A 20,947-nucleotide genomic window follows, 5' to 3' on the forward strand; every position below is an offset into this window, starting at 1 on the left:
TCTCGTTTGAGAGGCTTTTTTTTATTTCTTCGGATAGAGATCTTTGCGCTTATAGGGCTCAATCTCGCCGGGTTTACGCGTCTTAAGCAGTTTCAGTATCCAGGTGTATTGTTCGACATGAGGCGTGACAAAAATTTCCACCTCTTCGTTCATTCGTCTGGCAATGGTGTGGTCATCCGCTGTCAGGATGTCATCCATCGGAGGACGGACCTTAATCGTCAGGCGGTGCGTTTTACCGTCATACACCGGAAACAGCGGCACTACACGCGCGTGGCAAACCTTCATCAAGCGACCAATTGCCGGTAACGTTGCTTTATAGGTAGCAAAAAAATCGACAAACTCGCTGTGCTCAGGCCCATGGTCCTGATCCGGCAGGTAGTATCCCCAATATCCCTGACGTACAGACTGAATAAACGGTTTGATGCCATCATTACGTGCATGTAATCGGCCTCCGAAACGACGGCGCACCGTGTTCCAGACGTAATCAAATACCGGGTTCCCCTGATTGTGGAACATTGCTGCCATTTTCTGTCCCTGGGAAGCCATCAGCATCGCCGGGATATCTACGCCCCAGCCATGAGGAACGAGAAAAATCACTTTTTCATCGTTGCGGCGCATCTCTTCGATGATTTCAAGGCCCTGCCAGTCAACCCGATTCTGAATTTTCTCCGGACCGCGCAGGGCCAGTTCCGCCATCATGACCATCGCCTGAGGGGCTGTCGCGAACATCTCATCGACAATGGCTTCGCGCTCAGCATCGCTGCGTTCAGGAAAACAAAGGGATAAATTGATCAGTGCTCTGCGACGTGAGCTTTTTCCCAAACGTCCAACCATCCGTCCGAGCTTTGCCAGAATAGGATCGCGAAATGACGCCGGCGTTAACGCAATCCCAGCTATCGCCGCTACACCCAGCCAGGCGCCCCAGTAGCGCGGATAGCGAAATGATTTATCAAACTCAGGGATATACTCAATATTCTTTTTTTTCGTTTCCATGCTCTTCCAGTGTCTGGTGCGGCGAAAAGTAGATCTGTTGATAGTGTAGCGGCGCACGATGCGCCGTACAAAATAAAAAAAGCCGGCACGCATCGCGTACCGGCTTTATCAGTGTGCTAATTAATCAAAACGTAGCTGAGGCATAACTTCTTTCACCTGCGCCAGATAATCGGTGCGATCCGAGCCGGTCAGACCTTCTGTACGCGGCAGTTTCGCCGTCAGAGGGTTCACGGCCTGCTGGTTGATCCACACTTCGTAGTGCAGGTGCGGACCGGTTGAACGCCCGGTGTTACCTGACAGCGCGATACGATCGCCACGTTTCACTTTTTGACCTGGTTTCACCAATAGCTTACGCAGGTGCATATAACGGGTGGTGTAGGTGCGACCATGACGTACCGCAACATAGTATCCGGCAGCGCCGCTACGCTTCGCTACGACCACTTCACCATCGCCTACCGACAGTACTGGCGTCCCCTGCGGCATCGCAAAGTCGACACCTTTGTGCGGCGCTACGCGTCCAGTCACCGGATTCAGGCGACGCGGGTTAAAGTTCGAGGAGATACGGAACTGTTTCGCCGTCGGGAAACGCATGAAGCCTTTCGCCAGCCCGGTACCGTTACGGTCATAGAACTTACCGTCTTCAGCACGGATGGCGTAATAGTCTTTGCCTTCAGAACGTAAACGCACGCCCAGCAGCTGGCTTTGCTCGCGCTTACCGTCCAGCATTTCGCGAGACATCAGCACTGAGAACTCATCGCCTTTTTTCAGTTTGCGGAAATCCATCTGCCACTGCATGGCCTTAATCACCGCGCTGATTTCAGAGCTGGTCAGTCCGGCCTCTTTGGCGCTGGCGACAAAGCTTCCGCCCACCGTGCCTTTGATACGGCTGTTAACCCAATCGCCCTGCTGCATTTCGCTGCTCATTTTGAAACCTGTCGCAGTGCGATCGTAAGTGCGGGTTTCACGGCGGGACACTTCCCAGGTCAGGCGCTGCAGGTCACCTTCCGCGCTTAACGTCCAGGATAACTGTTGACCAATTTTCAGATTGCGCAGTTCTTTATCGGAAGCAGCGAGCTGACTGATGTCGCCCATATCGATGCCGTACTGATTAAGAATACTGCTCAGCGTATCGCCTGTGGAGACGACATACTCATGCACGCCGGCTTCACCAGACGTTTTGTCATCCAGTTCATCCTGCGGAATGGCTTCGTCTTCCTGCGCGGCCTGATCGATAGGTTCACTGGCCTCAGGCAACAGCGAACGAATCTCGCTTTTTTCCAGCTCGATAGTTTTAACGATGGGTGCAGAATCGGGGTGGTAAACATAAGGCCGCCAGACGGCGACGGCCAATGTCAGTACGGTAAGCGACCCCAGCATAACGCGATGGGGTCGCGGCAGATTATTAAATGCCAGAGCGACAGAGCGGGCTATCTGTTGCACGTATTCACTTCCTCATTAATCTCCTTTCAGGCAGCTCGCATACTGGTTGGCTAATTGGTTCAAAAACGCTGAATAGCTTGTTTTACCCAGTTTGATATTCGTTCCGAGCGGATCCAGCGTTCCCATTCGAACGGATGTCCCTCTCGCGACGGCTTCAACGACCGCTGGCCTGAACTGTGGCTCAGCAAAAACGCAGGTTGCTTTTTGCTCAACCAACTGTGTTCTTATTTCATGTAAACGCTGCGCACCAGGTTGAATCTCAGGGTTCACGGTAAAGTGACCAAGCGGTGTTAGTCCGTAGTGTTTTTCGTAGTAGCCATAGGCGTCATGAAAAACGAAATAACCTTTTCCCTTGAGCGGTGCGAGCTCGTTACCTACCTGCTTATCGGTTGCGGCTAATTGTGCCTCAAAATCCTTCAGGTTGGCGTCAAGTTTGGCTCGACTTTGCGGCATAAGTTCCACTAATTTTTCATGGATTGCAACCGCTGAGGCCCGCGCTATCTCTGGGGAAAGCCAAAGATGCATGTTGTAATCGCCATGATGGTGATGCTCGTCACTTTTTTCACTGCCAGCATCATCGTGTCCATGATCGTCATCGTCGTCATCGGCACCTTTCATGAGTAACGGTTTCACGTCATTGAGCTGCGCAATCGTTACCTGTTTCGCGTTAGGAATATTCTTGACTGACTTCTCCATAAACGCTTCCATCTCAGGTCCAATCCAAACAACTAAGTCCGCGCCCTGTAAGCGTTTTACGTCTGATGGACGCAGTGAATAGTCATGTTCGGAAGCCCCATCAGGCAACAGAACCTCAGTGTCTGTTACCCCGTCTGCAATAGCTGAAGCAATAAACCCCAGCGGCTTGAGCGAGGCCACCACAGCGGCATTTGCTGCCTGTGTTGCACTACCCCAAAGAGCAGCGGATAATGCTGCGAAAAGAAGCGTATTTTTATGTAACATAATGCGACCAATCATCGTAATGAATACAAGAAATGTGATATTATAACATTCTATAACTTCTGCAAGACTAAAATTGATATGACGACTTTGGTTTCACTGGAAAATGTCTCGGTCTCTTATGGTCAACGCCGCGTCCTGTCTGACGTATCGCTTGAACTTCGACCCGGTAAAATTTTAACGCTTCTCGGCCCAAATGGCGCCGGGAAGTCTACGCTGGTGCGCGTTGTATTAGGGCTGGTAGCGGCTGATGAGGGCGTAATCAAGCGTAATGGTCAATTGCGGATTGGCTATGTACCGCAAAAACTGTACCTCGATACTACGCTGCCACTGACGGTAAGTCGGTTTATGCGCTTACGTCCCGGCACCAAAAAAGAGGATATCCTTCCGGCACTGAAGCGCGTTCAGGCCGGGCATCTGATGGATGCGCCGATGCAAAAGCTCTCTGGCGGGGAAACGCAACGCGTCCTGTTGGCCCGTGCTTTATTGAATAAACCTCAGCTACTGGTGCTCGATGAACCAACCCAGGGCGTGGATGTCAATGGGCAGGTCGCACTGTACGACCTTATCGACCAGTTGCGACGTGAACTGGATTGCGCCGTACTGATGGTTTCCCATGACCTGCATCTGGTGATGGCCAAAACCGATGAGGTACTGTGCCTGAACCATCATATTTGCTGTTCCGGTGCGCCGGAAGTGGTTTCTATGCACCCGGAATTCATCTCAATGTTCGGGCAACGCGGCGCCGAACAACTCGGAATTTACCGTCATAATCACAATCACCGCCACGATTTACAGGGTCGTATCGTCTTACGCCGGGGAAATGGTCACTCATGATTGAATTGTTATTACCCGGTTGGTTAGCCGGGATCATGCTGGCCTGTGCCGCTGGCCCACTCGGCTCGTTTGTAGTCTGGCGTCGAATGTCTTATTTCGGTGATACGCTGGCCCACGCTTCGCTGCTGGGGGTCGCCTTTGGCCTGCTGCTGGATGTAAACCCTTTCTATGCGGTTATCGCCGTCACCCTGTTGCTGGCTGGCGGTCTGGTATGGCTGGAGAAGCGCCCTCACCTTGCGATCGATACCTTGCTGGGTATTATGGCGCACAGCGCATTGTCATTGGGGCTGGTTGTTGTCAGCCTGATGTCCAACATCCGTGTAGATCTGATGGCTTACCTGTTTGGTGATTTGCTCGCCGTGACGCCAGAAGATCTTATCTCCATCGCCATCGGCGTGGTTATTGTTCTGGCGATTCTGTTCTGGCAGTGGCGTAACCTGCTGTCGATGACCATCAGTCCTGATCTGGCATTTGTCGATGGTGTGAAGCTGCAACGCGTGAAGCTGCTGCTGATGCTGGTTACGGCGTTAACGATTGGTGTGGCGATGAAGTTTGTCGGGGCGCTGATTATCACCTCACTGCTTATCATCCCTGCGGCGACCGCCCGTCGCTTTGCCCGTACGCCGGAGCAGATGGCAGGGGTTGCCGTTGGAGTGGGAATGATAGCGGTTACAGGCGGGCTGACCTTCTCGGCCTTCTATGACACCCCGGCAGGTCCTTCCGTGGTGCTGTGCGCCGCGCTGCTGTTTATTTTCAGCATGATGAAAAAGCAGGCGAACTAAGCATGCGTTGCCCGGTGGTGCTGCGCTTACCGGGCCTACAAAATCGCCCAGGCCTGATGAGCGTCACGACATCAGGCACTAAGGCATCTGTGGCGGTGTAATGCCAAAATGGTTCCAGGCGCGCACGGTTGCCATACGTCCACGCGGCGTACGCTGCAGAAAACCTTGCTGAATCAGATACGGCTCCAGCACGTCCTCAATGGTTTCACGCTCTTCCCCAATCGCCGCTGCCAGGTTATCCAGTCCTACCGGTCCGCCAAAGAATTTATCGATAACCGCCAGCAGCAGCTTACGGTCCATATAATCGAATCCTTCCGCATCCACATTGAGCATATCCAGCGCCTGGGCGGCAATATCAGCCGAAATCGTGCCGTCATGCTTCACTTCAGCGAAATCACGTACCCGGCGTAATAAACGGTTGGCGATACGCGGCGTACCGCGGGCGCGGCGTGCCACTTCCAGCGCGCCTTCATCGCTCATTTCCAGGCCCATAAAGCGTGCGCTACGCCCAACAATGTGCTGCAGGTCTGCCACCTGATAGAACTCCAGGCGCTGCACAATACCAAAACGGTCACGCAGCGGAGAGGTTAACGACCCGGCGCGCGTCGTCGCCCCGATTAGCGTGAACGGCGGCAGATCGATCTTAATCGAACGGGCAGCCGGCCCTTCACCAATCATGATATCCAGCTGATAATCTTCCATCGCCGGATACAGCACCTCTTCCACCACTGGTGACAGACGATGAATTTCATCGATAAACAGCACATCGTGGGGTTCAAGGTTGGTAAGCATTGCCGCCAGGTCACCCGCTTTTTCCAGTACCGGACCGGACGTGGTGCGCAGGTTAACACCCATTTCATTAGCGACAATATTGGCAAGCGTAGTTTTACCCAGACCAGGAGGACCGAAAATCAGCAGGTGATCGAGAGCGTCACCGCGCAGCTTCGCCGCCTGGATAAAAATCTCCATTTGCGAACGGACCTGAGGCTGGCCAATATACTCTTCCAGCAATTTTGGGCGAATCGCACGATCCACCAGATCTTCAGGGGTAGTGCTGACAGCCGAAATCAGGCGATCTGCTTCAATCATCCGTTACCTCACAATGCCGCGCGAAGCGCTTCACGAATCAGGGTTTCACTGCTGGCATCAGGGCGGGCAATTTTGCTCACCATGCGGCTGGCTTCCTGTGGTTTATAGCCCAACGCCACCAGCGCAGCAACCGCTTCCTGCTCGGCGTCGTCCGTTGTCGGACTTGCCGGAGACGTCAGGACCAGATCCGCTGCTGGCGTAAAGAGATCACCATGTAAACCTTTAAAGCGGTCTTTCATTTCTACAATCAGGCGTTCTGCGGTTTTTTTACCAATACCCGGTAATTTCACCAGCGCGCCCAGCTCTTCGCGCTCCACGGCATTAACGAACTGCTGAGCAGACATACCGGAGAGGATCGCCAGCGCCAGCTTCGGTCCCACGCCATTGGTTTTGATTAACTCTTTAAACAGCGTGCGCTCTTGCTTGTTGTTAAAGCCATACAATAGCTGAGCATCTTCTCGCACCACAAAATGGGTGAAAATAATCGCTTCTTGCCCGGCTTCCGGCAACTCGTAGAAACAGGTCATCGGCATATGCACTTCATAGCCTACCCCGCCCGTTTCCAGAAGGACCAGCGGGGGTTGTTTTTCAATAATGATGCCTCTGAGTCTGCCTATCACGTGACGCTCCTGCGTTAAGGGCTAAAAGGTAATGCGCTATCATAAAAAAAGGCTGGATAGATATCCAGCCTCATTTGTCACTAACGTAATCGACCTCGCGCCAAATTCAGCCTCGACTCGCTCATTTGCATGGCGTTCTGACTGACATGGCAGTGGGTAATGGCAATCGCCAGTGCATCCGCAGCATCCGCTTGCGGATTCGCCGGGAGTTTTAGCAGCGTGCGTACCATATGCTGGACCTGGCTTTTTTCCGCGCTACCGATCCCCACCACGGTCTGTTTTACCTGGCGGGCCGCGTATTCAAAGACCGGTAGATCCTGATTGGTCGCCGCAACGATTGCCACGCCGCGAGCCTGTCCCAGCTTTAGCGCCGAGTCGGCGTTCTTCGCCATAAAAACCTGCTCAATGGCAAAATAGTCCGGCTGAAACTGGGTGATGATTTCCGTCACGCCCGCGTAAATCAACTTCAGACGTGACGGTAGATCGTCGACTTTGGTGCGAATGCAGCCGCTGCCGAGGTAGGTCAGCTGCCTGCCGACCTGACGAATAACACCATAACCGGTGATGCGCGACCCCGGGTCAATGCCGAGAATAATAGACATCACGCATCTCCTGTTATTTTATGGCTTAACCACATCATTCTAAGGTGGCAGCAACCTCATCGGAGATTTCACCGTTGTGGTAAACTTCCTGCACGTCGTCGCAGTCTTCTAGCATATCGATCAGACGCATCAGCTTCGGCGCTGTTTCTGCATCCATATCCGCTTTGGTGGATGGGATCATAGACACTTCAGCTGCGTCCGCTTTCAGACCAGCCGCTTCCAGCGCGTCACGTACTTTGCCCATCTCTTCCCACGCGGTGTAAACGTCAATTGCGCCGTCGTCGAAGGTCACAACGTCTTCAGCACCTGCTTCCAGCGCCGCTTCCATGATGGCGTCTTCGTCGCCCTGTTCAAAGGAGATTACGCCTTTTTTGCTGAACAGATAAGCCACGGAACCGTCGGTACCGAGGTTACCACCCGTTTTCGTGAACGCGTGACGCACTTCCGCAACGGTACGGTTACGGTTGTCAGACAGACATTCAATCATAACGGCTGTACCGCCAGGACCGTAACCTTCATAGATGATGGTTTCCATGTTGGAATCTTCATCACCACCCACACCGCGCGCGATTGCACGGTTCAGGGTGTCACGGGTCATGTTGTTAGCCAGCGCTTTATCAACCGCTGCACGCAGACGCGGGTTAGCATCCGGATCGCCGCCGCCCAGTTTAGCCGCCGTCACCAGCTCACGAATTATTTTGGTGAAAATTTTACCGCGTTTAGCATCCTGCGCTGCTTTACGGTGTCTGGTGTTGGCCCATTTACTATGACCTGCCATAAATAATATCTCCAAAAAGCGCGCCTTTTCAGGCGACGTTAATTACAAACTCTTCAATCGCCTGCCGGTTACTCCACGACTTGGTTAATTGGGCGGCTTCAACCGCATTAACCCAACGATAGGTCAGATGTTCGGTGAACACGATCTTTCGTTCTGAGGGAAGTGCCAGGCAAAACCAGGATTCAGTATTACGTTCAATTCCCGGTGCATAGCGATGACGTAAATGGCTAAAAATCTCAAACTCCACCGTGCGCTGACAGTCAATTAAGGTCAGTTGCTCAGATGCAACATCAATGGCGACCTCTTCCTTTACTTCGCGCATAGCGGCTTGCGACGCGGTTTCACCTTCTTCAAGGCTGCCGGTGACCGACTGCCAGAAATCAGGATCGTCGCGTCGCTGTAACATCAGCACTCTCCCGGTGTCCTTTGCATAAATCACGACTAACACCGAGACAGGCTGTTTATATGTCATATCAGTTATTCTCGGCCTTCTTAACAACCTGAATGCTCAGTTCCGCCAGCGCAGCTGCGTTGGCAAAGCTTGGCGCTTCAGTCATCAGACACGCTGCAGCCGTGGTTTTCGGGAAAGCAATAACGTCACGAATGTTGTCAGTACCGGTCAACAGCATAGTCAGACGGTCCAGACCAAACGCCAGGCCCGCATGCGGCGGTGTACCATATTTTAGCGCATCCAGCAGGAAGCCGAATTTCTCACGCTGCTCTTGCTCGTTAATGCCCAGAATACCGAATACGGTTTGCTGCATGTCGCCGTTGTGAATACGCACGGAACCGCCGCCTACTTCGTAACCGTTGATGACCATATCGTATGCGTTGGCAACCGCGTCTTCCGGCGCTGCTTTCAGCTCAGCGGCCGTCATATCTTTCGGCGCGGTGAACGGGTGATGCATTGCGGTCAGTCCGCCTTCACCATCGTCTTCAAACATTGGGAAGTCGATAACCCACAGCGGCGCCCATTTGGCTTCGTCGGTGATGTTCAGGTCTTTACCCAGTTTCAGACGCAGCGCGCCCATCGCGTCGGCAACCACTTTCTTGTTGTCGGCACCGAAGAAAATCATGTCGCCGTCTTGCGCACCGGTACGTGCCAGAATCGCTTCCACGATTTCTGCGTTCAGGAACTTAGCAACCGGACTGGTGATACCTTCCAGACCTTTCGCACGTTCGGTGACTTTGATGTAAGCCAGACCTTTCGCGCCGTAAATCTTGATAAAGTTACCGTAATCGTCAATTTGCTTACGGCTCAGTGCAGCACCGCCCGGTACACGCAGAGCAGCTACGCGGCCTTTCGCATCGTTTGCCGGACCAGAGAACACTGCAAACTCAACGTCTTTCACCAGATCGGCAACGTCCACCAGCTCCATCGGGTTACGCAGGTCTGGTTTATCGGAACCGTAGCGACGCTCAGCTTCGGCAAAGGTCATGATCGGGAAATCACCCAGATCCACGCCTTTAACTTCCAGCCACAGGTTACGTACCAGCGCTTCCATCACTTCACGCACCTGCGGTGCGGTCATGAAGGAAGTCTCAACGTCGATCTGGGTAAATTCAGGCTGACGGTCAGCTCGTAAGTCTTCATCACGGAAGCATTTTACGATCTGATAGTAGCGGTCAAAGCCAGACATCATCAGCAGCTGTTTAAACAACTGAGGTGATTGCGGCAGCGCGTAGAATTTACCTTTATGTACGCGAGAAGGTACCAGGTAATCGCGCGCGCCTTCCGGCGTTGCTTTGGTCAGCATCGGTGTTTCGATGTCGAGGAAGCCGTGGTCGTCCATAAAACGACGCACCAGGCTGGTGATTTTAGCACGCGTTTTCAGGCGCTGCGCCATTTCAGGGCGACGCAGATCTAAATAGCGATACTTCAGTCGCGCTTCTTCGGTGTTGACGTGGTTAGAGTCCAACGGCAGCGAGTCTGAACGGTTGATGATGGTCAGATCGGAGGCCAGTACTTCAATTTCGCCCGTCGCCATATCGGCGTTGACGTTTTTCGCGTCACGCGCACGCACAATGCCCGTAACCTGGATGCAGAACTCATTACGCAGTTCGGAGGCCAGCTTTAACGCGTCCGCACGGTCCGGATCGAAAAATACCTGCACGATACCTTCGCGGTCGCGCATATCGATAAAGATCAGGCTACCAAGATCACGACGACGGTTGACCCAACCACACAGAGTCACCTGCTGCCCCTCGTGGGACAGACGTAGCTGTCCGCAATATTCTGTACGCATGAGATATCCCTTAACTTTGCCGCAGGCGGATTGTCACCTGTCTCGCAGATGACGAAGTCGCAGCTTTAGCTGAATGTCACAACTGAATGAAAAAAGGCGGCTATTATACTGGAAATTCTGCCGCACGATAAGAGCCTACTGGGATAGACTCTCAGTCCGGTACTGACTGTACGCCTGTTTCCTGGACGGGCATTGCGTAATCTCACAAAAAATAACAAAAATTGTCGCCCCTTTCACACTGATTCGCGATTAAGGTGTAACGGAATTCTTTTATTACTGGAGTGACCATGCTGGAATTGAACGCTAAAACAACCGCCCTTGTCGTGATTGATTTACAGGAAGGGATCCTGCCTTTCGCTGGCGGACCTCATACGGCACAGGATGTGGTTACCCGCGCCGCGCAGTTGGCGGAAAAATTCCGTGCCCACGGTTCCCCGGTGGTAATGGTGCGCGTTGGCTGGTCTGACGATTACGCCGAAACGCTGAAACAACCGGTAGATGCTCATACTCCGGCAAAAGCGTTGCCCGAAAACTGGTGGCATTACCCGGCTGCTTTGGGGAAATGCGCCAGCGATATCGAAGTGACTAAACGCCAGTGGGGAGCCTTCTATGGCACCGATCTGGAATTGCAGCTGCGTCGCCGGGGCATCGATACCATCGTCCTGTGCGGCATCTCTACTAACATTGGCGTGGAGTCAACGGCGAGAAATGCGTGGGAGCTGGGTTTCAGTCTGATCATTGCAGAGGATGCCTGTAGCGCCGCCAGTGCTGAACAACACCAGGGCAGCATGACTCACATTTTCCCGCGCATTGCGCGCGTTCGCAGCGTGGAGGAGATTCTGCAAGCGCTATGATCTATATCGGTTTACCCCAGTGGTCGCATCCAAAATGGGTGCGTCTAGGGATCACCAGCCTTGAAGAATATGCCCGCCACTTTAACTGCATGACGCGGTAATTTTTAAAATCACTAAAGAACGCCCAAGAGCATGTGTTTTCTTTAGGTTAATCAGTGCATTATAAGACGCCTCCATATGAAATTCGGTTAAGTTCATATGAGTTAAAATGTCCCAACCATGCCCCAAAACTGGCATTTATGCCCCATACATGCCCCAAAAACCTTCCTTAAAAAGCTACGTGCCCAACCGTTGACGCTGTATAAATAAACAGTATAAATTGCGTGCAAAATCATTGTTGCTTTGGAGGCGGTATGTTCGTTGAGTTGGTGTACGACAAACGGAATGTTGAAGGATTAACAGGTGCCAGAGAAATAATTCTGAATGAGTTAACAAAGCGAGTGCACCGGATCTTTCCGGATGCAGAAGTGAAGGTTAAGCCGATGCAGGCGAACGGCTTAAACAGCGATGCCAGCAAAAGCGATCGGGAGAAGCTGAACCGCATGCTGGAGGAAATGTTTGAAGAATCCGATATGTGGTTAGTTTCGGAGTAGTGCCAGCTTTTACCAAGTCCTTTTCATACCTTTCTGGATACGGGAAACCAAATTCCCGTATTGGATGAACCATTGCCGCCCTTTTTTAAAGCTGCTCTACCAGCGGATAAAAATTATTATCCTCGCGCTGCATTCGTTCATGCACCTTGCGCAACACTACATTCGCGTCGCGGCGAAATGCCTCGTCACAATTGATAAGCTTATTTGCCGTATTCCAGCGACGGGAAAACTTTTCATACTCGGCAACAATATCAGCCATCTCGCGCTGAAAATTTACGCCCATTGTTTTTAGCTTTTGATCGTTCACCTTTTCCAGATAAGGATATAAAAACTGATCTTCGGCAGAAAGGTGTACTTTAATCACAGAACTCATACTGATAACGGTTTGAGCGATTTCTTGCGCATGAGCCGTCACACCCGCCCGGCTAAGCTCCCTGAGGCGGCTAATTTTATGGATAATCTCGGCATGCTGGATCTTCATTTTATCAATATTCACTGGGGAATCCCTTAATGAGCTTTGCAATTTATAACATATATATTAAATGCATCTTTTAAAATAAGCAATCTGAATTGTTTTTATTAAATTTTATAAATTTACGTTATGTAAATACATAATAAACAAAATTTGAATGCAAATATAAAGAGATCTATTGCCAATCTTCGGAATTTTTCTATCGTACATATGTCTCAAAACTGCGCCAATGCCGCCTCAAGAGATATCGCAGCATCAGTGCTGTTGATAAAGTGCGTCACCCGCCTCATAACCTCAGCCTCTTCAGCTGCATCACCTTCGATCGCTTCGCCGTCATCCGTGATTAACGCTTTCCCCCTAAGCTTCGCAAACTGCGTCCGACCTCCGGACAGAATCAACAGCGCATCACCCTGCTGTGGGCGCGTGACCGGGACGATGATCGCATAACCCGCCGACGTCTCGAGGATGCGACTGTCGGGAGTCATGCATCCACTGGCTGGCGTAACCCGCTGCTCTATATAGTCGGTAGCTGGTGAAGGAAAGCCCATGTTTACGCCCTCTCTTGACTACTGGATAAAAACACAGCATAAATACTGTATATCTATCCAGTAAAGAGGCAATAAGCAATGTTCGTGGAACTCGTTTATGACAAAAGGAATTTTGATGGTCTGCCCGGTGCAAAAGATATCATTCTGGGCGAATTGACCAGGAGGGTTCACCGGATTTTCCCTGATGCTGATGTTCGGGTAAAACCGATGATGACACTGCCGGCGATCAACACTGACGCCAGCAAGCATGAGAAGGAACAGATAAGCCGTACTGTTCAGGAAATGTTTGAAGAGGCTGAATTCTGGTTAGTGAGTGAGTAAAGATTTTCAATGCCCGCCACAGTTACGTATTGATTATGCTGTGGCGGATATTCATTTTCGTAAACGTTCGTTTGGGAGCGGGCGCACCACCGATAGGAATTCCGTTCTTCTGGCCGTCTTCAGTAATGCCGAATGCAGTCATGACTGAGTGGTCAGACATGGTATTTCTCAAGTTTAACGGTGCGTCATTCTCTGCTGCTACTTACCCCAGGCTTGCGCTTGCCGTTCCTGGTCTGGTTCTGCCTGATGCGCGAGGCGATTTCCCGCGAATCTGGGATGATGGCCGTGGCGTTGATAGTGGACGTACGTTGCTATCAGTGCAGGGAGACGCGTCACGAAATATTACCGGTGCAATATCACCTAACGCTACCGGGAAAGATAGCGGTACTTGGCTTGGGGTAAACAATGGATCCGGCGCACTGAAACCAGCGTCATTATCAGGAAATGTTGGTGTCGTTACCAATTCCACGGGGACAGGAGCGTCGGGAATCTCGCTAGATATATCCCGCGTGGTGCCAACTGCCGACGAATTTCGTCCCCGCAATATCGCATTCAATCTTTTGGTAAGGGCTAAATAATGAAACCTGTATTTGATGAAACAACCGGCCACGCAACCACTGCCGGGGATATTAGATGTTATTATTTTGATTCAGAGACAGGGGAATATACCGGCTGGTCTGACGAATTTATTAATGTAGGCGTGAGCATGCCTGGTAACTCAACCGATATCGACCCCGGCGAGGAGGTTGCTGGCCAGGTATCCGTATTTGCTGGTCAGGCCTGGGTGTCTAGACCTGACCAGCGCGGTACCATTGTGTATTCAACAACTGATCTGAGTGAGTCCGTTGTTGATTATATCGGAGATATTAAGCCTGATTTTACTACTATGTCACCCGCAACACCGTTTGATAAATGGGATGGCAGCGAGTGGGTGACAGATATCGAATCGCAGCGGGCATCGGCTATTACACAGGCAGAGAATGAGCGTCAACGACTGCTGGAACAAGCCGATTCTGTAATGCTGGACTGGCGTACCGAGCTGCTGCTTGGTGAAATCAGCGACGCCAACAGGGCTAAACTGTCGGCGTGGCTGGCATATAAGACCAGGGTAAAATCACTGGATGTGACAATTGACCCTGAGCATGTCAGTTGGCCTGTTCCCCCGGAGGCGTAGGCCATTCGATATCCGGAGCACTGGAGATGTCTACCGCTTCCAGTGCATCCAGATAATCCAGCCACAAGTTGTACTGCGCCAGTTCGTCGCCCTTCAGCCGACCAATCGCAGCTTTACCTGGCCACTGTTTTCTGTTCATGAAGTCGTTAGCGACATCTATTCGACGCTGGCGCTCATACTCTGCCGCCTGAGTCAGTTCTTCCTGTGTCGGCACCGGCGCATCCTGCCACACCGGGCCGTTATCGCCGGCAACCATGATTTGAGTTTCTGAACCCGCAATAAACTGGTTGTATACGTCCTGACTAACCTCTGTTAAATCCTCCCCGTCATATTCTTCTGCTGTCGCCTCAAGTAAAAAACCATTCAACGATGGACTGTAAAATATTTTCATCAGTAGCCCTTAACAAAATATTGGAGATGAATTGCTGAGTTAATTAGCGGAACACCTGTTTTAGAATTGCGTACTGCAAACGAAATCGTCGAAGTTGGTCCATTCGAGGCAGAGTATGATGAGAAAATAAAAGGGTCCACATCAGCGGCATAGTTGCCTTTGGACTGATGCGCCTCTGCATAAACAACCCGGTTTAAAAACGTGTCAGGTAATGCGATAAACACATTGCCATCTGCATCCGTAGGTACAGAGGTTTCCCCGCACATAAAACGAAGTCCACCCGGTTGATTACCTACGACAGACGAACTAGTTTTGGAATATGTAAAGTCTGACAGAGCGGCCTTCTGTCCCAGTGCATTGTTTACTGTGGAATAAAAACTAGCGTCGTTATTAATTGCCAACGCCAGTTTTTTTAGTGTGTTCAATGCGGCAGGTGCACCGCCATTCAGATTCGCGATGGCCTGAGCAACAAATGCAGTATTTGCAATACGAAAATCTATTTCAGACTGGGCTGCTGTTGGCACGGACGGGGTACCAGTAAACGACGGGCTGTTGATCGGTGCATAGATTTCTCCAATACGAAGGTTTGTGAGAGCCGTAGAAATCGCCGCTTCACCATCTGATTTGATATCGGCAAATGGGTTTGCACGGCTCAGTGTGAGTTTTTGAATGGCTTTTAAAACCTGAGTCATATCGTTAATGTCGAGCGCCAATCCTGCTGACTCTACGATATGCGCTAACTCTTCCTGCATGGCGTTAAACGCTGCTGCCCGCAGCCTCGTTGCGGCAATACCACCAGCAACACTTCCATCAGTATATTTGCCATCCTGCGTTGCAGTGGCTTCGACTTGCCCGATTCGGAGCATAGTTAATCCTCACTTAGTGTTAAGCGATAAAATCAGAGGGGGAAATATCAGTTATGAATAATTGAAAATGATGTTCAGATGGGATGGGGCAATTTTGTTGATTGAACACTCCAGTTGTTTATTGCCCCACGATGCGAGCGGATCTCCGCAGTAGGACGCGCCAGCAAGCGAATACTTGATCGTTGTTTGTGGCGCATTTATCCGCCAGGTAAATGGCCACTCGTCACCGTTAAGCGCATCACCGCATACTGACATCCCACTCATAGCGGGCCGGAACTGTGTGATAGTGATGGTATAACCAAGAGCTGCAGCCACCCGGATGTAATAATCGCGGTTCAGGCCGCCGGTGCTGATTAACTTTGCCACCACGGCGCGCTGGCGATCGCTGACGCCACCGGATTCACCAATCGCACAATCATCTGGTAACCCCAGAGAGCTTTCCCATTCTGACAACATTACCGTCGCTGTAGGGGGAAAAGCACCAGTAATCAGGCTTTGCGCATCGTTGTCAGAACGCTGAAACGCGCTGCCCAGTGCCCGTAATACCGCAGCCTGTACCGTTTTTTGCGATCTGGGCCACGCCCTGCCCGTCGGCAGCAACGCGCCAAGCGCACCGGCATAATCATTTTTTGAAAAGAGGCTCATACAAAATTCACCCCGCCAAGCACCGGAATTTCGCCAACAGCAAAGGTGATATTGACCATCGGAGAGTTAAGGATATAGCCCGTCGTGCCACTAACACCGCCGATACTCCCGTTAATATCAGAGAGGTAAACTTTCCCGGAACCATCAGGGTTAGCCTCATCAAAAAACAGCGCCGTCAGCGCGTCTTTTATACCCTGAACTGTGGTGCTGTCGGCATTTTTGATACCAGAGATTTCAATATTGATGACTTTCTTGATCGGGGAACATACGAAAACAATGGCAGTGTCTGTCTGCTGCGGATAGATGTGGTCGGCGACAGCGAGCTGGTCTCCGGTGGCTTTAACAGCCCCCCAGTCCTCAAGTTGGGATATTCCATCGGTACCGACCGGAAACCCACCATTGTCATTCCGATCACACATGATATACACGCCAACGGTCCCGGCCCCGTTCAGACGCCGCTTTACCCACGCGCGGGTGACGCCCGAAACCTCAAGCGCCCATTTTTTATAATCGGCGTCGCTTCCACCCTGAGGCGGATTCTGCCATGCCAGCAAGCCACGACTGCGAAAGTCCTCTTCCGTTTCAATATCGGCTCCGCCGGTCGCAGCGGACAGTAACGTTACCTGTGGATCCACGCCAGCAATATTCGCGTCCAGGGTCATTATGGTCCCGGCATCAGCGTTACCGCGCGCGCCTCCACCCGTTACATCACTGGTAATATCCGGCAGGATGGCCGTCACCGCGACGATACCAAATCCATCTGCCTGAATTTTAAGATCTGCATCCGTCCGGTACTGGTATCCGTCCCCGCGGTTAATGATCGAGCCAACAGGGATAATACTGTCAACACTGCCACTAGCCTGTACCGCAGGCGACTTCGCCGCTGCAGCTGGTTTTCTGAATACCTGCTTAAGGGCCATCCACCCGGCGAGATACTCATCGGTAGAGGTAAACGGGTTTGTCTGCAGGGCAATATAGTCAAGGTAGGCGTAATGCAGATGCCCCATCCCCGCATCCATGTCAGCCAGTACCTTCAGGTTCGCGAAGCGCAGGAGCGCACCAACATCCTCAAGCTCCGCCTGCATAAATTTCCGGTTTCCGTCGCGGAGTTCGCTCAGCGTCGGTCGTTTAAACGGCATATTAACGTTGCTCCCATATCCAGTAAAACCTGAATTCCTGCCAGTCCTTCCCCGGTGCCTGATAGCGGATAATGAGATTGAGCCGGTCAGGCAGGACGATCCTGGCAACAGGAATAACCTCGCTGACAACGCCATCAACCTTTAACCAGTTGAGCGCTTCACTCGAGTATTCCTCCGCTTTTTTTGCTACATCCGGGGTCAGTTTTTTCCGCCGTAGCAGCCACAGCCGGGATCCCAGTTGGGATTCCTCCCCAGAATCCCCCCACCAGCCGCGGCGATCGCTATCCTCATAATCATCGTCAGCGCGCGCCAGCCTGTCAGTAAACAGGCTGTCCAGTATTGCAGTCTGTAAATCGTTCCCCGTGGTGAGTTCGCCCAGCCCTTTCTGCCAGTCAGCAAACATCTCATCCACATTCCAGAATGAAGCGATGTCACTCATGTCACCTGATCCTCTGTTTTTTGGCTGCGGATATTGTCATTGCCACTCTGGGCATTTTTAACCACATGATCATGGTCATTATGTGCATCCCGCAGCTCTTTCAGTGTTCGGGTATTGGTTTCACAGTTATCAACAATGTCACCCGTGCACCTCAGGATCGGGGTATTTGCAAGAATCCCCTGGCTGGCATTGATGGTCACGTTAGTGGCGTTATTGACCTCAACATTCTGGCCCTTTGCATCCAGGAAGATCCCCTTCTCCGTCAGGAGAATATTAAGACCCCACTGGTTATACATGACCGTTTCGCCCGCTTTCAGGCCTGTATGACGGAACCCCTGATGGTTGGACGCAATTACCACCGCGCTGGAACGATCACCGCCAATAAAAGCCAGAACCACGTCAGTCCCTGACGGCAGGCCGGATGAAAAACCAAATTCAGCCATCCGCGGTGCGCTGGCCACCTCCAGCGGAGTCTGGTACTGGATTGACTGCACCACCCCACCATCTTTCATAGCCGTGATCCGGCCAATCCCCAGCATGCCGGCGATCCTAGTCGCTGCATGTTTAAATAGTTGCTTCATGTATTGAATCCCGCCAAGTTCTGGTAGAAGGCATATGGCTGAACGGCGAATGCTTCAGGCGGCATCAGCGTCATGCGTGCATGGGTGCCGTAGTCATCGCGCATATAGGTGACTTCTGCCAGTAGCAATTCCGTCTCCGGCAACCGTAAGGTGGGAAGATCAACGGGGATCAATGTGTTTGGTTCCCACAGTTTCCCGTCTTTATCCCGCCAGGAATCGATGGTTACCGAGAGCTGTTTTGAACGTCCGTACCGCCGGTTCATTTCCCAGTCGATCGCACTTTGTGCCTGTTGAGTAGCCATCAGGGTACTTTCCACAATCGATATATGTTTTCGGTACCGCATACGGGCGGCCTCCGGATCTCTCGCCGTTGCCAGAGTCACAGCGTCATAGGCCGTATCAGGCGAATACCCTGCAATTGGAGAAACGCTCATTGATACACCGACATAATCTGAAAACCTGTCAGCCATCGATTTGCGGTAGTATGCCTGCTCGACATTTACCCCTTCGCCTATCCCACTCGCCGCACGACGTGTTCCCACCCGGGTCAGTAACAGGTTTCCATCGGGCTGATCGTAGTAAAGCAGAGCAGACCATCTGGCCACCCGATCGATGACTTCTTGCGGAGACTCACCCCAGTTCAGAGTGAACTGGGGTACCTTCACAAGTTCATCAACATCCGTGGTTACGGTGATGCCGTAGTAGGATGCCAGGCGAGAAGCAATTTCAAGTGCATTACTGGCATTAATGACGTTGTTAGGCCACTCAGCTGAGCAATCCACCAGGTCCTGACATTTGCTCCTGCCCGTGGCGCGGACCTCATGGCGGGAGCGCGATAGTGCGGGTTCCCAGTCATCAACATATCCCGTCAGTGTCAGATCATCTCCGATACGAACTTCACAAGAAATTCCCTCTTCAACGAGTTGACGATCTTCGTTGCCAGGGAAGTAATCCATTAGCCCAAGATCGAAATCAGAGGGAAAACGCTCAATACCCCGCGTTACCCGGACAGAATCCCACCCCTCGATGATTTTGCCGTCGACCGTCAAAGAAACAACATCCAGATCGCTGTCTGCATTCATTGCCTCAGTACCTTCATGGTTGTCGGCATAAACGCCGGATGCGGTACGCGCGCTTCCTGTACCAGTTCATCTGCACGGGTGGCATCCTGGTATAATCGGTTTGCCAGCGTCAGCGCCGGAAGCGGCTGAGCGGTAGTAACCTGCAGAAGCTCGCTCAGACCAGAAGCACGCTCACTCATCGTAGAAAGGAATGCCGATCTGACGGCGAGAAGCGCGTTATACATATCATCGTCCGCGCGGTCTCCAGCCAGAACCAGCGCCGTATCAAGTTGCACAGAAACTCGTTGAGTTAACTCTTCTGCCTCGTCTGTACTGGCTGGTCTGGAGTCCGCAGCGGCACTGGTCATGGCACCAGTACATAGCACAACAATCAGCGTGTTCATGGTCGCCGAAATCGCTTTGCTGCTGTCGGACTGCTGGTACTCCGTGCTGATTGAATTAGCCAGTTTTTCCAGCGCTGTGATTCGGTCATTAACGCTGCCGGCGCTGTTAAGAATTGCGTTTACCACGTCGGCGACGCCCTGGACAAACTCATCAGGTGTGTTGGAGCTGCTAAGCTGGCTCGACCTGTCGGTAACATTTTTCCGGTCCATTACCGACTGGGCTGTTACCTTGTCAGCCAGTGCTCTCTCATCATCCACATCAGCAACTGACGATTTGCCAGCAACAGCAGAGGAACTACCGCCCACAGAGCCTTTACTGTAACGTCCGTACCGGGTATTCCCGAACGTGGAGTTCAGGACATTGCTGAGATTCGTGACCTGACTGATGGTGCTGTCAACCATGTTAGTCCAGAACGTGACCGTGCCTCTGATGGTGTTTATAGCCTGTGTGACACCGCGGATTTCACTCTTAACCCTGGCAATCGTGCTCAGCACAGCAGTGCTGACCAGTTTCAGATAGTTGGTTTTCACCGTGGCGCCTGCAACGGTACTGCCCGTGACAGCAAACACTTTAAGCCCTGATTCAATTGCCATCAGGGTAAATTCAAATACTCGCCCGTTCTCCATCGAACCGGAAATACGCAAACCATTCTCAGGGATGGAAACCGTTAATTCGCCCAGTGTCGGATGGACAAGCGTACCGCTACCTTTTTGTTCACAGGCTTCAATCAGTGACTGGCGCTGCGTGATAGCATCGCCGCCGCCGTAAACCTGGCTGTTCTGGATCAAGAAACCGCGAATAACAAATCGCCGTGTTGCCCGCCCGATATCCTCTATCCAGGCTGTATCACGGTAGGGATATTCATGTACCGCCTGGCGTCGGCCGTGGCTCCCTTCCTCAGCAACAATTGCAAATGGCACACCTCTGAATGAGCTGGGCCGTAACTGCCCCTGCCAGTCATCGCTGGTATCTCCCCCCAAAAGAGAAGTTATTGCGTCCTGGATAATTGACGGCATCACGCCTCCGGAAATAAAAAAACCGCCATGTCGGCGGTTTACATATGCACTGAAATGACTTATCTATTTATCGCTGGATCCATTACGGTCAAGAGATT

Annotated in this window: 25 protein-coding genes and 2 pseudogenes; 8 read left to right on the forward strand and 19 right to left on the reverse strand. The window is 51.9% G+C overall.

All coding sequences use genetic code 11. The features are described 5' to 3' along the window. Positions 1 to 21 precede the first annotated feature (21 nt). The 3 genes from lpxM to znuA all read right to left on the reverse strand — a co-directional run bounded on the left by lpxM (position 22) and on the right by znuA (position 3,393). On the reverse strand, positions 22 to 993 hold the full coding sequence (gene lpxM / locus OGX89_RS05075) for a lauroyl-Kdo(2)-lipid IV(A) myristoyltransferase (RefSeq protein ID WP_126957908.1): 972 nt from the start codon (positions 991 to 993) through the stop codon (positions 22 to 24). Positions 994 to 1,113: 120 nt separating this feature from the next. Continuing rightward, complete coding sequence (gene mepM, locus OGX89_RS05080) at positions 1,114 to 2,433, reverse strand: murein DD-endopeptidase MepM (protein WP_003833825.1); 1,320 nt, start codon at positions 2,431 to 2,433, stop codon at positions 1,114 to 1,116. Between the two features lie 15 nt (positions 2,434 to 2,448). Then, entirely contained in the window at positions 2,449 to 3,393 is a 945-nt protein-coding gene (znuA, locus tag OGX89_RS05085; RefSeq protein WP_063940898.1) for a zinc ABC transporter substrate-binding protein ZnuA, read from the reverse strand. Between the two features lie 78 nt (positions 3,394 to 3,471). On the opposite strand from znuA, the gene znuC reads away from it, so the two are divergent. Continuing rightward, a complete protein-coding gene (znuC, locus tag OGX89_RS05090) occupies positions 3,472 to 4,227 on the forward strand; it encodes a zinc ABC transporter ATP-binding protein ZnuC (protein ID WP_003833829.1) in 756 nt (251 codons plus the stop codon). After that, on the forward strand, positions 4,224 to 5,009 hold the full coding sequence (znuB, locus tag OGX89_RS05095) for a zinc ABC transporter permease subunit ZnuB (protein WP_003833831.1): 786 nt from the start codon (positions 4,224 to 4,226) through the stop codon (positions 5,007 to 5,009). Before znuC ends, znuB begins: the two co-directional genes overlap by 4 nt. A gap of 78 nt (positions 5,010 to 5,087) precedes the next feature. Here the strand turns inward: znuB and ruvB are convergent, their stop codons facing one another. The 6 genes from ruvB to aspS all read right to left on the reverse strand — a co-directional run bounded on the left by ruvB (position 5,088) and on the right by aspS (position 10,344). Next, positions 5,088 to 6,098, reverse strand: a complete 1,011-nt coding sequence (ruvB, locus tag OGX89_RS05100) for a Holliday junction branch migration DNA helicase RuvB (protein ID WP_003034872.1) — start codon at positions 6,096 to 6,098, stop codon at positions 5,088 to 5,090. A gap of 8 nt (positions 6,099 to 6,106) precedes the next feature. Further along, entirely contained in the window at positions 6,107 to 6,718 is a 612-nt protein-coding gene (gene ruvA, locus OGX89_RS05105) for a Holliday junction branch migration protein RuvA (RefSeq protein WP_003034869.1), read from the reverse strand. 80 nt (positions 6,719 to 6,798) lie between these two features. Further along, positions 6,799 to 7,320, reverse strand: coding sequence for a crossover junction endodeoxyribonuclease RuvC (gene ruvC, locus OGX89_RS05110; protein WP_003034867.1), 522 nt, complete (start codon positions 7,318 to 7,320; stop codon positions 6,799 to 6,801). Between the two features lie 34 nt (positions 7,321 to 7,354). Then, the gene (locus OGX89_RS05115) at positions 7,355 to 8,098 is read right to left on the reverse strand and encodes a YebC/PmpR family DNA-binding transcriptional regulator (protein ID WP_003833836.1); all 744 of its coding nucleotides are present in this window, start codon (positions 8,096 to 8,098) and stop codon (positions 7,355 to 7,357) included. A 28-nt stretch (positions 8,099 to 8,126) separates the two neighbouring features. Beyond that, complete coding sequence (gene nudB / locus OGX89_RS05120) at positions 8,127 to 8,570, reverse strand: dihydroneopterin triphosphate diphosphatase (RefSeq protein ID WP_003833839.1); 444 nt, start codon at positions 8,568 to 8,570, stop codon at positions 8,127 to 8,129. 1 nt (position 8,571) lies between these two features. Then, the gene (gene aspS / locus OGX89_RS05125) at positions 8,572 to 10,344 is read right to left on the reverse strand and encodes an aspartate--tRNA ligase (RefSeq protein WP_126957906.1); all 1,773 of its coding nucleotides are present in this window, start codon (positions 10,342 to 10,344) and stop codon (positions 8,572 to 8,574) included. Between the two features lie 287 nt (positions 10,345 to 10,631). On the opposite strand from aspS, the gene OGX89_RS05130 reads away from it, so the two are divergent. From OGX89_RS05130 to OGX89_RS05140, 3 genes and pseudogenes are all read left to right on the forward strand, one after another. Further along, on the forward strand, positions 10,632 to 11,198 hold the full coding sequence (locus OGX89_RS05130) for a hydrolase (protein WP_126957904.1): 567 nt from the start codon (positions 10,632 to 10,634) through the stop codon (positions 11,196 to 11,198). Beyond that, positions 11,195 to 11,290: pseudogene (locus tag OGX89_RS05135) on the forward strand (hypothetical protein); the annotation flags it as partial. The gene OGX89_RS05130 and the pseudogene OGX89_RS05135, both read left to right, overlap by 4 nt. A gap of 261 nt (positions 11,291 to 11,551) precedes the next feature. Next, positions 11,552 to 11,791, forward strand: coding sequence for a DinI family protein (locus tag OGX89_RS05140; RefSeq protein ID WP_000497460.1), 240 nt, complete (start codon positions 11,552 to 11,554; stop codon positions 11,789 to 11,791). A gap of 85 nt (positions 11,792 to 11,876) precedes the next feature. Here OGX89_RS05140 and OGX89_RS05145 read toward each other — a convergent pair whose 3' ends face one another. Both OGX89_RS05145 and OGX89_RS05150 read right to left on the reverse strand, forming a co-directional pair. Then, positions 11,877 to 12,287 carry a hemerythrin domain-containing protein gene (locus OGX89_RS05145; RefSeq protein WP_071701222.1) on the reverse strand — a complete coding sequence of 137 codons (411 nt, stop codon included), beginning with the start codon at positions 12,285 to 12,287 and terminating at the stop codon, positions 11,877 to 11,879. A gap of 191 nt (positions 12,288 to 12,478) precedes the next feature. Further along, positions 12,479 to 12,811 (reverse strand): hypothetical protein, encoded by a 333-nt coding sequence (locus OGX89_RS05150; RefSeq protein ID WP_174332467.1) that lies wholly within the window; start codon positions 12,809 to 12,811, stop codon positions 12,479 to 12,481. A gap of 78 nt (positions 12,812 to 12,889) precedes the next feature. Between OGX89_RS05150 and OGX89_RS05155 the strand changes: the two genes are divergently transcribed. The 3 genes from OGX89_RS05155 (at position 12,890) to OGX89_RS05165 (ending at position 14,306) form a co-directional block, all read left to right on the forward strand. After that, positions 12,890 to 13,132: a DinI-like family protein gene (locus OGX89_RS05155; RefSeq protein WP_046671225.1), complete on the forward strand. Its 243-nt coding sequence runs from the start codon at positions 12,890 to 12,892 to the stop codon at positions 13,130 to 13,132. 180 nt (positions 13,133 to 13,312) lie between these two features. Beyond that, positions 13,313 to 13,534 carry a hypothetical protein gene (locus OGX89_RS05160; protein WP_142710267.1) on the forward strand — a complete coding sequence of 74 codons (222 nt, stop codon included), beginning with the start codon at positions 13,313 to 13,315 and terminating at the stop codon, positions 13,532 to 13,534. Between the two features lie 175 nt (positions 13,535 to 13,709). Further along, complete coding sequence (locus OGX89_RS05165; RefSeq protein ID WP_142710266.1) at positions 13,710 to 14,306, forward strand: tail fiber assembly protein; 597 nt, start codon at positions 13,710 to 13,712, stop codon at positions 14,304 to 14,306. On the opposite strand, the gene OGX89_RS05170 is transcribed toward OGX89_RS05165, so the two are convergent. The 8 genes and pseudogenes from OGX89_RS05170 to OGX89_RS05205 all read right to left on the reverse strand — a co-directional run bounded on the left by OGX89_RS05170 (position 14,278) and on the right by OGX89_RS05205 (position 20,849). Further along, a complete protein-coding gene (locus OGX89_RS05170) occupies positions 14,278 to 14,697 on the reverse strand; it encodes a tail fiber assembly protein (RefSeq protein WP_142710265.1) in 420 nt (139 codons plus the stop codon). The genes OGX89_RS05165 and OGX89_RS05170 overlap by 29 nt on opposite strands. Before the next feature lie 569 nt (positions 14,698 to 15,266). Further along, positions 15,267 to 15,563 (reverse strand): annotated as a pseudogene (locus OGX89_RS23750) (hypothetical protein); the annotation flags it as partial. 51 nt (positions 15,564 to 15,614) lie between these two features. Then, positions 15,615 to 16,208: a YmfQ family protein gene (locus OGX89_RS05180; protein WP_001515583.1), complete on the reverse strand. Its 594-nt coding sequence runs from the start codon at positions 16,206 to 16,208 to the stop codon at positions 15,615 to 15,617. After that, a complete protein-coding gene (locus OGX89_RS05185) occupies positions 16,205 to 17,347 on the reverse strand; it encodes a baseplate J/gp47 family protein (protein WP_142710264.1) in 1,143 nt (380 codons plus the stop codon). The genes OGX89_RS05180 and OGX89_RS05185 overlap by 4 nt, the downstream gene beginning before the upstream one ends. A gap of 1 nt (position 17,348) precedes the next feature. After that, the gene (locus OGX89_RS05190) at positions 17,349 to 17,786 is read right to left on the reverse strand and encodes a phage GP46 family protein (protein WP_001279799.1); all 438 of its coding nucleotides are present in this window, start codon (positions 17,784 to 17,786) and stop codon (positions 17,349 to 17,351) included. Continuing rightward, positions 17,783 to 18,367, reverse strand: a complete 585-nt coding sequence (locus OGX89_RS05195) for a phage baseplate assembly protein domain-containing protein (RefSeq protein ID WP_023568807.1) — start codon at positions 18,365 to 18,367, stop codon at positions 17,783 to 17,785. The genes OGX89_RS05190 and OGX89_RS05195 overlap by 4 nt, the downstream gene beginning before the upstream one ends. Next, positions 18,364 to 19,449 carry a phage baseplate assembly protein gene (locus tag OGX89_RS05200; protein WP_286560028.1) on the reverse strand — a complete coding sequence of 362 codons (1,086 nt, stop codon included), beginning with the start codon at positions 19,447 to 19,449 and terminating at the stop codon, positions 18,364 to 18,366. The genes OGX89_RS05195 and OGX89_RS05200 overlap by 4 nt, the downstream gene beginning before the upstream one ends. Further along, positions 19,446 to 20,849 (reverse strand): DNA circularization protein, encoded by a 1,404-nt coding sequence (locus tag OGX89_RS05205; RefSeq protein WP_001139208.1) that lies wholly within the window; start codon positions 20,847 to 20,849, stop codon positions 19,446 to 19,448. The genes OGX89_RS05200 and OGX89_RS05205 overlap by 4 nt, the downstream gene beginning before the upstream one ends. Positions 20,850 to 20,947: the final 98 nt, after the last annotated feature.

It is taken from the genome of Citrobacter sp. Cpo103 (genome assembly GCF_030332605.1).
Lineage (GTDB): Bacteria > Pseudomonadota > Gammaproteobacteria > Enterobacterales > Enterobacteriaceae > Citrobacter > Citrobacter portucalensis.